The organism is Rhizobium sp. BK176, from assembly GCF_024808055.1.
In genome coordinates this window covers 1-12,691 of the sequence record NZ_JANUBV010000008.1, presented here as the reverse complement: position 1 = coordinate 12,691, position 12,691 = coordinate 1, and the positions used below count along the sequence as shown (strand labels likewise).

The 12,691-nt window shown below is 60.5% G+C and carries 11 protein-coding genes; 5 read left to right on the top strand and 6 right to left on the bottom strand.

Features of this window, described 5'->3' with window-relative positions:
- From FHT76_RS22475 to FHT76_RS22465, 3 genes are all read right to left on the bottom strand, one after another.
- Entirely contained in the window at positions 1-990 is a 990-nt protein-coding gene (locus tag FHT76_RS22475) for an ABC transporter permease (protein WP_183863064.1), read from the bottom strand.
- A gap of 16 nt (positions 991-1,006) precedes the next feature.
- Entirely contained in the window at positions 1,007-2,533 is a 1,527-nt protein-coding gene (locus tag FHT76_RS22470; protein WP_259126304.1) for a sugar ABC transporter ATP-binding protein, read from the bottom strand.
- Between the two features lie 167 nt (positions 2,534-2,700).
- Entirely contained in the window at positions 2,701-3,729 is a 1,029-nt protein-coding gene (locus FHT76_RS22465) for a substrate-binding domain-containing protein (protein ID WP_183757651.1), read from the bottom strand.
- Between the two features lie 462 nt (positions 3,730-4,191).
- Here FHT76_RS22465 and FHT76_RS22460 point away from each other — a divergent pair, with 462 nt between their 5' ends.
- Positions 4,192-7,062 carry a helix-turn-helix transcriptional regulator gene (locus FHT76_RS22460; RefSeq protein ID WP_259185886.1) on the top strand — a complete coding sequence of 957 codons (2,871 nt, stop codon included), beginning with the start codon at positions 4,192-4,194 and terminating at the stop codon, positions 7,060-7,062.
- A 9-nt stretch (positions 7,063-7,071) separates the two neighbouring features.
- On the opposite strand, the gene FHT76_RS22455 is transcribed toward FHT76_RS22460, so the two are convergent.
- From FHT76_RS22455 to FHT76_RS22445, 3 genes are all read right to left on the bottom strand, one after another.
- Entirely contained in the window at positions 7,072-7,377 is a 306-nt protein-coding gene (locus FHT76_RS22455) for a putative quinol monooxygenase (protein ID WP_183863059.1), read from the bottom strand.
- Positions 7,378-7,389: 12 nt separating this feature from the next.
- Entirely contained in the window at positions 7,390-8,106 is a 717-nt protein-coding gene (locus tag FHT76_RS22450) for an alpha/beta fold hydrolase (protein ID WP_183863057.1), read from the bottom strand.
- Between the two features lie 190 nt (positions 8,107-8,296).
- Positions 8,297-9,520, bottom strand: coding sequence for an MFS transporter (locus FHT76_RS22445; RefSeq protein WP_259126301.1), 1,224 nt, complete (start codon positions 9,518-9,520; stop codon positions 8,297-8,299).
- A gap of 448 nt (positions 9,521-9,968) precedes the next feature.
- Between FHT76_RS22445 and FHT76_RS22440 the strand changes: the two genes are divergently transcribed.
- Genes FHT76_RS22440 through FHT76_RS22425 form a run of 4 tightly spaced genes read left to right on the top strand, consistent with a single transcriptional unit; the run spans position 9,969 to position 12,530 of the window.
- Positions 9,969-10,400: a heme-binding protein gene (locus FHT76_RS22440; protein WP_183863053.1), complete on the top strand. Its 432-nt coding sequence runs from the start codon at positions 9,969-9,971 to the stop codon at positions 10,398-10,400.
- 12 nt (positions 10,401-10,412) lie between these two features.
- Positions 10,413-11,468 (top strand): NAD(P)-dependent alcohol dehydrogenase, encoded by a 1,056-nt coding sequence (locus FHT76_RS22435; protein ID WP_183863051.1) that lies wholly within the window; start codon positions 10,413-10,415, stop codon positions 11,466-11,468.
- Between the two features lie 48 nt (positions 11,469-11,516).
- On the top strand, positions 11,517-12,200 hold the full coding sequence (locus tag FHT76_RS22430) for a type 1 glutamine amidotransferase domain-containing protein (protein WP_183863049.1): 684 nt from the start codon (positions 11,517-11,519) through the stop codon (positions 12,198-12,200).
- Between the two features lie 27 nt (positions 12,201-12,227).
- The gene (locus FHT76_RS22425; RefSeq protein ID WP_259185884.1) at positions 12,228-12,530 is read left to right on the top strand and encodes a putative quinol monooxygenase; all 303 of its coding nucleotides are present in this window, start codon (positions 12,228-12,230) and stop codon (positions 12,528-12,530) included.
- Positions 12,531-12,691 lie beyond the last annotated feature (161 nt).

Below are 12,691 nucleotides of genomic sequence, written 5' to 3'. Positions count from 1 at the left end.
TCAGACGGCCTTCCGCTTGTGCAGGAAATGATCGATGGAAACGGCGGCGAGCAGAATGCACCCCTTGATCATGTCCTGCCAATAGACGGAGACATCGAGCAGGATCAGCGACGAGGTGACGACCGAGAGCAGCGCAATGCCAAGGATGGCGCCGAAGATCGTGCCCGAGCCACCGTTCAGTGAAGCCCCGCCGATAACCGCCGCCGCGATGATATTCAGCTCCATGCCGACGCCGAAAGTGGGCGTCGCGGCACCGAAGCGGGACATATAGATGACACCTGCGACACCTGACAGCGTTGAGCAGAGAACCGTCACCCAGAACTTCACTTGGTTGGTGCGGATGCCGGAATAGAGTGCCGCCTTCTCGTTGCTGCCGGTGTAGAAGACCTTGCGGAAGGCAGTCGCCCGGCGCAGCAGGAAATCGAACAGGATGACCACAGCGACGAAGATCAGGATCACGTAGGGAACACCATAGAACGTGCCCTGCCCCACGGCCTTGAAACTTGCCGGCAGCGTGAAAAGCGAGAGCGGCGTGCCCTTGGTTATGATCAGGCAAAGCCCGCGTACGATCACCATGCCCGCAAGTGAGGTGATGAAGTGATTGAGCCCGACCACCGTCACGAAGAAGCCCATGATCGCCCCAATGAAACCGCTGGCGAGAATGCCGACTAGCGAGGACGTCCACGGGTCCAATCCGGCAAGGAACAGCGAGCCGGAGAGCACCATAGCAAAGCAGACCACCGAGCCGACGGCGAGATCGATACCGCCGACGATCAGGAGGATCGTCATGCCGACGACGACGATGCCCTCCACAGAAAAGCTCATCAGCATGGCGCGGAAATTGCCGAACGTGAGGAAGTGCGGAGAGGCAAAGCTCATGATCACACAGAGAGCTAGGATGATAGCGATCAGCCCCGCCTCGCGCATGGTGCCGATGCGTTTCCAATGCCCCGTTTTCGGCATGTCCGCCGCCATCGTGTCGATTGCCATTCCCGTCTCCCCCTCCTTAAGCGGCATGATCTGCCGTCCTCGCCGCGCTGACCCCCGATGCAAGGCGGATCACGGCTTCTTCCGTCATGTCTTGCGGGCCAAGCTCGCCCGCGATGCGCCCCTCCCGCACGACCATCACGCGGTCGCAGAGCCCGAGCAGCTCGGGCATTTCCGAAGAGATGACGACGATACCGATACCGCCGCGCGCAAGGTCGCGCAGCAGCCGGTGAATTTCGGCTTTCGCGCCGACATCGATGCCGCGTGTCGGCTCATCCATCAGGATCACCTTGGGATTGACGGCAAGTTGCTTGGCGATCGCCACCTTCTGCTGGTTACCGCCCGAAAGCGATTTGACCGGCGCCTCGACGCCGAGCATGCGCACCGCCAGCCGCCGCGCGAAATCCTCCGCCACCATCGCCTCGGCGCGACCGTTGAGCAGACCGGCATGATTGGTGAGCGCCTTCAGGTTCAGCACCGAGATATTCTGGGCGATCGACATTTCCAGGAAAATGCCCGCGCCCTTACGATCCTCCGACAGATAGAGGATACCGGCCTTAACGGCATCGGCATAGGCGCGGATCGCCTGAGACTTGCCATGCAGGCGGACCTCGCCGGATGTATGCGCACGAAGGCCGCAAATGCCCTCGGCGATTTCCGTGCGGCCGGAGCCGATCAGGCCACCAATGCCGAGGATTTCGCCTTTGTGCAAATCGAAGCTGATGTCATGAAAACGCGCACCGTCGCTGATGCCATCGACTTCAAGGATCGTCTCGCTGGATGCCTCGCCCGCTCCGAGTTTGTCGGGATAGAGCTGCGTAATCTCGCGACCGACCATGCGGCTCACCACGTCGTCAGCCGTGACATCGGCGATGTTGTCGGTGCAGACATAACGGCCGTCACGGAACACGGTCACCCGGTCGCAGAGACTGAAGATCTCCGCCATGCGATGGCTGATATAGATGATCGAGATGCCGTTCGCCTTGAGGTCGCGGATGATGGAAAAGAGCCGCTGCGCCTCCGTTTCGGTAAGCGCAGCAGTGGGCTCATCGAGGATCAGAACGCGGCAGTCTAGCGTCAGCGCCTTGGCGATCTCGACAAGCTGCTGGCTGGAAATCGGCAGGTCCGCGACCTTCTGGCGCACATCGATGGCGGCGAGCCGGTTCATCACTGCCTGGGCATCGCGCTCCAGGGCACGGTAATTCATGAAAGGGGTGCGTCGCCGGTTGGTCGCCGCCATGAACATGTTTTCGGCCACTGTCGCATCCGGGCAAAGTGCGATTTCCTGATGCACGAGACCGATGCCCAGCGATTGCGCGGCAGCCGGCGAAGCAATACGCACGGGTTTGCCATCAACGCGGATCTCGCCTTCGGTCGGCTGCAGCACGCCCGCGATGATGTTCATCAGGGTCGACTTTCCGGCGCCGTTTTCGCCACACAGCGCATGAACCTCGCCGCGTTCGAGCGTGAAGTTGACATCGGTCAAGGCCTTCACCGCCCCGAAATGCTTGGTCATGCCGTGAATGGTAAGCACCGGCTCCGTCATTGGTCATTTTCCCTTACTTCATAGCCGGCAACAGATCGAGGCGGCCGCTGTAATCTGACGCTTCTCCCCCAGCGGGGAGAAGTGCCAAGTTTGCGAGGCGATGACGGGACAGGGACAGTGCGGCATGCTCAGAGCCAGCCCCTCATCCACCCGGGGAGAAGAGCCCCTTATTCCTCGATTCCCTTCGTGCCACGCCGCTTCAGGTACTTGTCCCAATAGAAGTCGTCGGCATTTTCGGCGGTGACGATCGAAAGGCCGTTGTCCACCACCGGGATGCTCATCGGGTTGAAGCCCGAGCGCTTGGCGTCATTCATCGGGTCGATCAGTTCCGGGTGCTTTGCAAGCCACAGCAGCATGAAGCCCATATAGCCCTGCATGCCTTGGTTCGGGTTGATCGATCCGAAGACTTCGCCGGCCTTGATCATGTCGAGGATGTTGGCGTTGACGTCGGCGCACATCACGAGAACCTTGCCGCCGTTTTCCTTGGACGCCTGCGAGGCACCGATCGCGGAGTTCGCCTCTGGCATGAAGACTGCACCGAGGTTCGGATTGGCCTGAATCAGGCTCGAAAGCCCCTGATAGGCCTTGGTCGGGTCTTGGTTGGAAGCGGCGCGGCCAACCAGCTTCATGTCCGGCCACTTTTCTTCCATGCGGCCGATGAAGGCGGTGATGCGCTTGTCGTGGTTGTCCTGACCAGGATTTTCCAGAACCGCATATTCGCCCTTGCCACCCATCTTCTCGGCAATCGCATCGGCGGCATAGACTCCTTCGCGGTTGTTGTCCGAGGTGATGAACGAAACGCGCTTGGAAAGCGGCGAGTCGGCGGCGAAGGTGACGACGGCCGTGCCCTGGTCGATGGCGCGGTTGATCGGCTCGATGAACGGATCGGAGTTCATCGGATGGACGAGGATGCCGGCCGGGTTCTGGGCCAGCGCCTGGTCGAAGGTGGCGATCTGCTTGTTGACGTCATATTCCGGCGTGCCTGTATAGGCCGTTTCGCAGCCGAACTGCTGGCCGGCCTGCTTGAACATCTCATAGACCGGGAACCAGTATTCGACGCCCGAAACCATGACGTTCATGACGTATTTTTCACCCGGCTTACAGCGGAACGGATTGTCGGTCTCCGCCGACGCCGTGCCGGCAAAAAGCGTTGTTGCAAGGACCGCCAATGCGGTCGAGCCTAAAAATTTGCGCAAGATTCCTCCTCGAGGCCGAAGCCCCTCCCAAAAGCCCGAGGGCGTCAAACCGACGCCGCTGATCGCGTTGAAACCGAACTTCCTCCTCGAAGTTCGATGGGAACAATAAAGGCGAAGATGAAATACTTGTCAATATAATTCATATTGTGAAATATATTTCACAACGTCACAATCAGACGGAATTCAATTTCGGCTGCGAGGTTGCATGCCTTGCGTCGTTATTGCTGCCACGGCGCAACAGGTCCAGCAATGCCAGCACTTTACCGCGAGGTGATATTGTCGCCCGAGTGCGGCATGATCGTGCGCTCAGTCATGATGAACGTCTTCACTTGTTGAGCCAACACGGGTGGGTGACCCTGGCGCGAAAAGCGGCTAAATTCGCTGGCAAGCGCCAGTTTGAGCCTTGAATTCGTTCGGCGCAACTCATGACAGCACGGTCACAGCGAAATCATCTGAGAGCGCATGGAACGATCCGGCAAATCAGACGGCAAGACATATTGCTTTGGTGACTATCGGTTCATTCCGGACCGGCAACTACTGATGTTTCGCGACAAGCCGTTGCGGTTGGGAAGCCGGGCCGTCGATCTGCTCCACCTGCTCGTGAGCCACCCGGGAGAGGTCGTCGGCAAGGACAAGCTTATGAGTTTCGCCTGGCCGGGCACCTTCGTTCACGAAAGCAACCTGAAAGTCAACATCGCCGCGCTGCGCCGGGCCCTTCCACGAACGGCCTCAGGCCTGTCGTGCATTGCCACCGTGGCCGGCCGCGGCTACCGCTTCGTTGCGCCCCTGCGCATCTATGGTGGAAGCCAGCCGCACCTCTCCTTCGATGCGGCCAACGCTTTCATCCGCGAGTTGCCCCGCCTGCCGCAACTTGTCGGTCGCCACGACGTCGTTGCGGAGCTCGCCGCCAGGCTTCCGGAAAGCCGACTGGTAACCGTTGTCGGACCAGCGGGAGTCGGCAAGACGACTGTCGCTGTCGCCACGGCAAAAAGCCTTCTGGACAACTATCGGGACGGTGTCTGTTTTGTGGATCTTGCCGTCATCGGCGATCCCCAGCTTGTGGAGGTGACGATAGCGACGTCGCTGGGCATCGGCGGCAGATCGGCGAATACGCTTGCCGGGATCGTCGAGGCATTGCGCAGTCACGAAATGCTGCTCGTGCTGGACAACTGCGAGCATGTTCTCAGCACCGCGTCGGCGATCGCGGAACACCTTACGCTTGCGCTTCCGGGCCTTCACATCATCGCCACAAGCCGGGAGCCGCTTCGATCACGGTCGGAGAGCGTCTATCGCCTGTCTCCGCTTCCCTATCCAGACGAACACCGCGGAGAGAACCGAGCAGATGCCCTGACCTTCCCCGCGGTCCAACTCTTTGTTCAACGCGTCAACGAAGCCTGCGGATACCAACTCGATGACGCTGACGCACCAGTCGTGGCAGCAATATGCCGGCGTCTGGACGGTATTGCGCTTGCAATCGAGCTCGCAGCATCGCGGCTGCCGTTATTGAAACCGACAACCCTGCTCTTTCTGCTCGAGCACAGTTTTGAGCCACTTGTCGCCAGTTCCGCGGGGACCCCGCCACGACACCAGACCCTGCTCGCGACCCTGGAGTGGAGCTATCAGCTCCTGTCCAAGGAGGAGGCCAAGCTTCTACGCTTCCTGTCGGTCTTTTCGGCAAGCTTCTCTTTCTCCGATGTCATCGGCGTGGCCGACCACATTGGCCTAGCAATCGAGGAGATCGCCGCTTGTACGCAAAACCTTGCGGCAAAATCGCTTTTGTCGGCCGCGCACGACGTCGAAGGACTACGCTATCGTCTGCTCGACTGCACTCGCAGCTTTGCGGCCGAGCAGTTGGACAGGAGTGGAGAAGCCGCCAATGCCCGATCCAGCCACGCGCGCTACCTGCTCCGGCTTTTCGAGCAAGCCGAAGCGGAGTGGCTGTGGAGGCCGAGAAATGAATGGACCGCGTGCTACGCACAGCGGACGAACGACTTGCGCAAGGCGATCGACTGGACACTCGGTCACGGCGCCCAGCCGGAGGTGGGCGTGCGCCTTACCGCCGCTGCAATTCCGCTTTGGGACGAATTGTCGACCGTCGCTGAAAGCCGGCAATGTGTCGAGCGTGCGCTGAGATGCACGGAAGCACTGTCGCGTTGCGACCCCGCTATCAAGATGAAGCTCATCGCGTCCTATGCCTCGGGCCTCAATTTCTCCGATAATCTCGGTCCCGAAGCCGACGCGGCGTGGACGGAGGCAAACCGACTGGCGCGCGAGATCGGCAATGTCGATTATCAACTTCGCACCTTGTGGGGGCTTGGCATATTGCAGAGCTTCACCGGGCGACACAGGCAGGCGATCGCGACGCTTGAGCAGTTTGCCAAACTCGCAGGCGGCGATGATGAACGGCTGGCTATCGTAGAGGGAGAACGGGTAAGGCTCACGGCCGTCTTCTATCGCGGCGATATCGGGCGCGCGCATTCCGGCCTGAAACGGCTCGCGCGCGACAATGCCACCTCGGCAAAGCGCTCGGCTGTTGCCCGCTTCCAGATGGACCGGTTCGTGTCGATCCGGGTGGCATTGGCGATGACGGCCTGGGTAGCCGGAGATCGCCGTGAAGCGGCGGCAGCATTGCAGGACGCGCTCGACCATAGTGTCGCACTCAACCACACGGTCTCGCATTCCAACGCTCTGGCGCAGGCCGCCTTGCCTATCGCCTTTTGGTCCGGCGATACCGAAATCGCACGCCTGCATGTCGCGGCGCTTGCCCGCAATCTTACTCTATGCGAAATCGCGATCTGGCGGCCGGTCTGCCTGTTCTACCGCGGCGTCGTCGGGAGCACGGACGGCGACCCGGAAGGGGTCGACACGATGAAACTCGCGATCGAGCAACTCGTCGCCAACAACTTCCTTGTTCGGGTGCCGTTCTATCTCGCCACTCTCGCCGAGGCTGCCTTGCGCGAAGGGCGCATCGCGCTGGCCCGCGACAGCCTGAGTGCCTCTTTCGACCGCGCCGACCGACAGGGTGAACACTGGTCTCGACCGGAGCTGTTACGCGTGCGCGCCATGCTGCAGCGACTGGATGGCGACCTGTCGGGCGCGTCGGAAACGCTGCTGCTCGCGGCGGAAACAGCAAGGGAAAGCGGCGCGCTTTTCTTCCGGCTTCGGGCATCGACGGCATTGGCGGAACTATGGGTCGAAGCCGACCGGCGCGACGCCGCGGCCGAACTGCTGTCGCCCGTCTGCGCCGAGTTCGATGACGTACTACCCTGCGTGACCGTGGTGAAGGCGCGTCAACTTCTCGAAGCTCTCCGGCAAAACACCTATCCTGATTGAGTTTTGACCCTAGCCATTCTTGCTCGCAACCATTACGGGGTCGAGGACAAAGGCGCTCCGTTCGGCGAGATCATGGATGCTGGCGAGGTAATTCTTGAAATGCGGCGTCTCGCGGTGCGCCGCCACCGCGGCGTTGTCGATATAGAGTTCATCCAGAACATAGCGGTCGGCTTTCGCCTGATCCCGCCAGACATCCCATCTCAGGTTCCCCGGCTCCATCCTGCACTCGGGTGCCATGGCGAAGAGCAGCGCCTCAAGTTCTTCGGCTTTGCCCGGCTTGGCAAGCAAGTTGGCCATGATCTTGATGTAGGGCATGATCCGGTTCCGCTATTTATCCGCAGTTTCGATGAAGGCTGCGACCTCTTTGGCATGCGAAAGCATGACGGCATGGCTGCTGTCGATCTCGGTGGTCACACTGCCGGCCCGTTTGGCAAATCCCCTCTGGAAGGTTGGGGGGATCATCATGTCTTTCGTGGTGACCATGAAATACGAGGGCTTGGCCTTCCACGCGACCTTGCTGATTGGGGTCTTCACAGCGTCCAGTCCCCAGGGAACCTGGGCTGCGGCCATGAAGCCTGTAATTGAGGCATCGACATCGGCGGCAAATGCCTTCGGGAATTTCGACGGGTCGACGGTTAGGTAGCCATCACTGGGCGGCAACAGCGGTGCGGCCGATTCTCCGGCCGGAACCGGCTGTTCCGCAAGCGATGCCACCGACTCCCCGGCGTCGGGCGCGAACGCCGCGACATAGACCAGGCTTTGCACCTTGGGGTTATCGCCGGCCTCGGTAATGACCATCCCACCGTAGGAGTGGCCAACGAGGACCACCGGATGTTTCGCCTTAGCGATCACACGCTCCGTGGCCGCGACATCGCCACTGAGGCTGATCGTCGGGTTCTGAACCACCAGCACCTCATACCCATCCTTGCTCAGGGTGTCGAACACCGCCTGCCAGCCGGAGCCGTCGACGAACGCGCCGTGCACCAGAACGATCGAGACGGGTTTTTCGGCGGCGACAGAGGCCGCTGGAGCAAAAGCAGTCATGGCCGCGGACAATATCCAGATTGTGGGTTTCATCGTGTCGAACTCCTGATGTCTCGCGATGGGCGGCGGACCGATGCCGGCCGTCCTGGAAACTGCGGAGATGATATCGTGAGGGTTGCGGCTCGGCTGGTTAAAAGACGTAAAAATCGAACGCGGTCACACAACCACCGGGATCGGCCCGCTGGCGCTGCTAGGCTTTCCGGGTTGGATAAGGCCCCAGGAAAAGAACCACTGTCGCGCCGCCGATGAGCAGCAGCGCACAGGCTTTGAGGATGCCCGAATAGGTGCCGGTGCTGTCGAACGCGTAGCCAAACAGGCTGGGGCCCACGAAAGCCCCGACCACGAAGATACCGTATAGTGTTGCATATGTCGTGGCGTAGCTCCGCATCCCGAGATAGCGGGAAACCAGATAGGCCATCAGGTCGAATTCCACCCCGGATACCAGGCCAAGCAATAGAATGGCGATGCAAGCCATGGCGAAGCTCACATCGTCCAGTGACAGGGTGAAGCAGGCGACCGCGCCGAGCGTCAATATGACCGTACCAACAGCCGGCGCCCAGAACCTGTCGACCAGAACGCCGCCCAGCAGCCGACCGGCTACAGCCGCTATGCCGACGAGCGAGGCGAGCTGGACGACTTCGGTCGGCGACAGATGCAGCGAGCGAAGGATGTTCTCGATGTTGGGAAGCGGAGCCGCGACGGCAAGGGACATCGGAATGAAGACGATGGCCAGAAGCCAGAACGAGCGTGAGCGGAAGGCCTCGCGTGCGGTCATGCCTTCCGACGCAATCCTTGGTGCCAACCCCGCGTCGACATTCCTGCTGCGCAATCCGGCAAAGCCCCAAAGCACCATCGGACATGCCATGACTATCGGCATTGTGCCCACGATGAGGATCGCGACACGCCAGCCGCCCGTCTCGATCAAAAATTGCGCCAGCGGCTTCACCACGAAGGCGAACAGCCCCGCGCCTGACAACGCGATGCCAAGGGCAAGCCCCCGGCGTTCCTCGAATACGCCGTTGATCACCCGCGTGAAGACGACTGGCGTCGCCCCCAGCCCGAAGATCGCGATGGCCAGCCACGAGAGATAATACTGTCCAATCGAGCCGCTCGATGCCGCAAGCGTCATATAGCTCAGGCCCAGGCACGACAGAGAGGTCGACGCCACCAGCCGTGCTCCAAACTTGTCGATCAAGATCGCGAAAAATGGCCCGACAGCCAGGACCGAAGCGGCCAACAACGACAGGCCGCCAAAAATTGTCGCGAACGACCAGCCGAATTCCCGCGCAAAGATCGGAGCGAAAACGCCGATCGTGTAAAACACTACGGCAGGCAAGCCAAAAGCCGTTCCAAGCAGGCTGGCCAGAACGATCCGCCAGCCGCTCCTGAATTCGGAGAAGTCCGTTCCCTTCATAAAGACTTCCCTCGTCGAAACCAATTGTCCGGCAACCGCGTCACGGCGCAAAAGTGTATGGGCAACCTATCTATGTCTGCAACTCATGCACGGTTGACCACAGTCGTAACACCAGCGGAACCTATTGGAAGGTGGCCGATCGGATGAGAAATGGGCTGTCTCCACAGTGGCCGCTGCGTTGATACGACGGCCACCATGTCCAAAACGGATATGAAGGCGAATTGCGGCCATCCCAACCGAGCCCGCTCGCCCTGATCGGAGATTTACCTTTTTTAACCGGCGACCTTCCTTGAGCGGTGATATCAAGGTGGGGGTCGGCGGATAACGAAATCCCACAGGTTACGGCCCGACAGCATCAACAGGTTCTAGCTTTCGGTGGTCGTTGTTGGCCATGCCTGCTTGCGCCTGGACGTGACTGGTCGAGGAACTATCGGATCGAGGAGGGACCATGCCTCGCGCGCTGAGCACGCTAACTTTGTCGGACGCCAAGCAGATGCTCCAAGCAGCTGAGGTCAAGGCGGCCAAAATTGGCATTCCCTACAACATCGCCGTGGTCGATGCGGGTGGCGCGCTGATCGCCTTCGCACGCCAGGACGGTGCGCTCGAAGGCAGCATCGATCTTGCCATCGGCAAGGCAAAGACATCCCGGATGTTCAACAAGACGACCGAATATCTCGCTGAATTGGCACAGCCCGGCGCACCGCTGTTCGGGATCGAGCAGAGCAACGATGGCCGTGTCGTGATTTTCGGCGGCGGTCTGCCTGTGACGATTGGCGATCAGATCGTCGGTGCGGTGGGCGCAAGCGCCGGTTCTGTCGAGCAGGACATCGCGGTCGCCGAGGCGGCGGCAGCCGCGATCATGAGAAATCCAACACGGTGAAGGAGACCTGTTATGAAGGCCGCGCGTATTCTCGAATACAACAAGCCCCTCGTTCTTGAGGACATCAAGGTTCCCGATATTCAGCCCGACGAGGTGCTCGTGAAGGTCGCCGCCTGTGGCATGTGCCGCTCGGACGTGCTCCTCATCGATGGCTTCTTCCAGGGCTATGGCGATATCCCGCCCCCCGTCATTCCTGGTCATGAAATCACCGGAACGGTCGAGAAGATCGGCGGCGTGGTGGCCAAAGCCTCTGGCCTTTCGGAAGGTGATCATGTCGTCGTCTCGCCCGGATGGGGTGACGGTGTCTGCAAGCATTGCCAGGTCGGCAATACGCATATCTGCCCCAATGTCCGCTGGCCGGGCTTCGGTACCTATGGTGGCTTTGCCGAATACATCCCGGTGCCAGCCCGCTATGCCATCAAAGTTGCCAAACATCTCAAGTTCGAGCAGCTGGCACCACTGACGGATGCCGGACTGACCCCCTATCGCGGACTCAAGAAGATCCGCGATGCCGGTGGCCTGGGACCCGATAAGGTCATCGGCGTATTCGGCATCGGCGGCCTTGGCACCTATGCCGTCCAATATGCCAAGCTGCTGGGCGCGGGCGGCCCGGTCGTTGCCGTCGCGCGGAACGAGGAAAAGCTTCAGGTCGCCAAGAAATACGGTGCCGACCATATCATCGCGATCGAGGGCAAGTCGTCGGAGGATGTCGGAAAAGAGCTCAAGAAGGCGACCGGCCAGGACAAGTTCGACGCGATCATCGACTGCGCCGGTGCTACGGAGATGATGCAACTAGCCTTCTCACGCCTGGCGATCAGCGGGCACTATGCCGACGTCGGCTTCATCGGCGACCGGATCAACATTCCTTTGTTTCCACGTGTCTCCGGCGAGCAAACCTTTCACGGCTCGTTCTGGGGAAGCAACGCGGATCTGATCGAGGTCATGGCGCTGGCAGCCGCGGGCAAGATCCAGCACACGATCAAGACGATCTCGTTCAAGAATATCAACGAATACATCGATCTCATGCGGGACAACAAGATCGTCGGGCGTGCCGTGGTCACATTCTGACGGGACGGCCCGCGAGAACCAACCGAACCATATGTCTAGGAGACAATCATGACCCAGCATGTCCTGTTCATCGTCACCAACGCAGCCGTGATCGGACCGCACAACCGGAAAACCGGCTTCTTCTTTGCGGAAGTTGCCCATCCGTTCGATGTCCTCGACACCGCCGGCATCGCCGTGGAATTCGCCTCTCCTGCCGGCGGTTGGACTCCTTACGACGCCTATGACGAAAAGGACCTCGCCCAGAAGGCGTTCTTCGAGAGCAAGGCTTTTCGGCGGCTAAATCGCAGTCGTAAACTCAGCGAGGTGGATGCGGCCGACTACGATGCCATTCTTGTGCCCGGCGGCCTGGGGCCGATGGTCGACATACAGCGCAATGCGCAGGTGCAGCAGGCGGTCGCGCGTGCCTGGACGACGAACAAGCTGGTGACCGCCGTGTGCCACGGACCCTGCGCGCTGCTCGGTGTGGACGTCGGAGACGGCAAACCGTTCGTCCATGGCAAAAAGCTCACGGGCTTCTCCACGAAAGAGGAATATGACTATGCCCGCGAGGACGTGCCCTACGAACTCGAGGACGCGCTCAGAACCGAGGGCGCCGACTATTCGTCGGTTGCCAATTGGCAGGAGCATGTCGTCGTCGACGGACGTTTGATCACGGGCCAGAATCCCGCTTCGGCAGGCGAACTCGGAAAGAAGCTGCTTGCGGCCCTGCGAGACCGCGCCTCTTTGGCCTAGGCAGCAACGTCAAACGGGAGAACCATCATGCCGCAATCATTCGTGAAAATCACCGCCAGCCTGACTGCACATCCCGGCAAGGCGGATGAACTGCGCGAGTTGCTGATCGGCATGATCCCGCATTGCCGGGCAGAGCCGGGCAATCTGCGCTGGGACATATGGCGAGACACCTCAATGCCCACGCGCTACGTGCTCGATGAGCTCTATCGTGACGCGGAGGCGGTCGAAGCCCATCGCCAGACGCAGCACTTCCAGGCCTATCTCGCCCGTGTTCCGGCGTTGGCGGATCGCTCGGCGCTTGTCCTCGAAGCTGTCGCGCTCGGAGAGTAACTGGAACGGAGGATCTCATGCTTGAAGTCGTGCAAGCCTATGATCGCGAACATATCGCCGATCTTCCGTAAGCGCGATTTTCGATGCGCATTGACGGCTGCTGCACTGCTGGCCTCGCATCAGTACCGAGATCCGGCTCTGTTAGGCGGTGGATGTTTTCG

Excerpts from the sequence above, each read along its gene's own strand:
- FHT76_RS22470 (WP_259126304.1), bottom strand. The coding sequence starts at position 2,533 with ATGACGGAGCCGGTGCTTACCATTCACGGCATGACCAAGCATTTCGGG.
- FHT76_RS22440 (WP_183863053.1), top strand. The coding sequence starts at position 9,969 with ATGCCTCGCGCGCTGAGCACGCTAACTTTGTCGGACGCCAAGCAGATG.
- FHT76_RS22430 (WP_183863049.1), top strand. The coding sequence starts at position 11,517 with ATGACCCAGCATGTCCTGTTCATCGTCACCAACGCAGCCGTGATCGGA.
- FHT76_RS22475 (WP_183863064.1), bottom strand. The coding sequence starts at position 990 with ATGGCAATCGACACGATGGCGGCGGACATGCCGAAAACGGGGCATTGG.
- FHT76_RS22450 (WP_183863057.1), bottom strand. The coding sequence starts at position 8,106 with ATGACTGCTTTTGCTCCAGCGGCCTCTGTCGCCGCCGAAAAACCCGTC.
- FHT76_RS22445 (WP_259126301.1), bottom strand. The coding sequence starts at position 9,520 with ATGAAGGGAACGGACTTCTCCGAATTCAGGAGCGGCTGGCGGATCGTT.
- FHT76_RS22460 (WP_259185886.1), top strand. The coding sequence starts at position 4,192 with ATGGAACGATCCGGCAAATCAGACGGCAAGACATATTGCTTTGGTGAC.
- FHT76_RS22425 (WP_259185884.1), top strand. The coding sequence starts at position 12,228 with ATGCCGCAATCATTCGTGAAAATCACCGCCAGCCTGACTGCACATCCC.
- FHT76_RS22455 (WP_183863059.1), bottom strand. The coding sequence starts at position 7,377 with ATGCCCTACATCAAGATCATGGCCAACTTGCTTGCCAAGCCGGGCAAA.
- FHT76_RS22435 (WP_183863051.1), top strand. The coding sequence starts at position 10,413 with ATGAAGGCCGCGCGTATTCTCGAATACAACAAGCCCCTCGTTCTTGAG.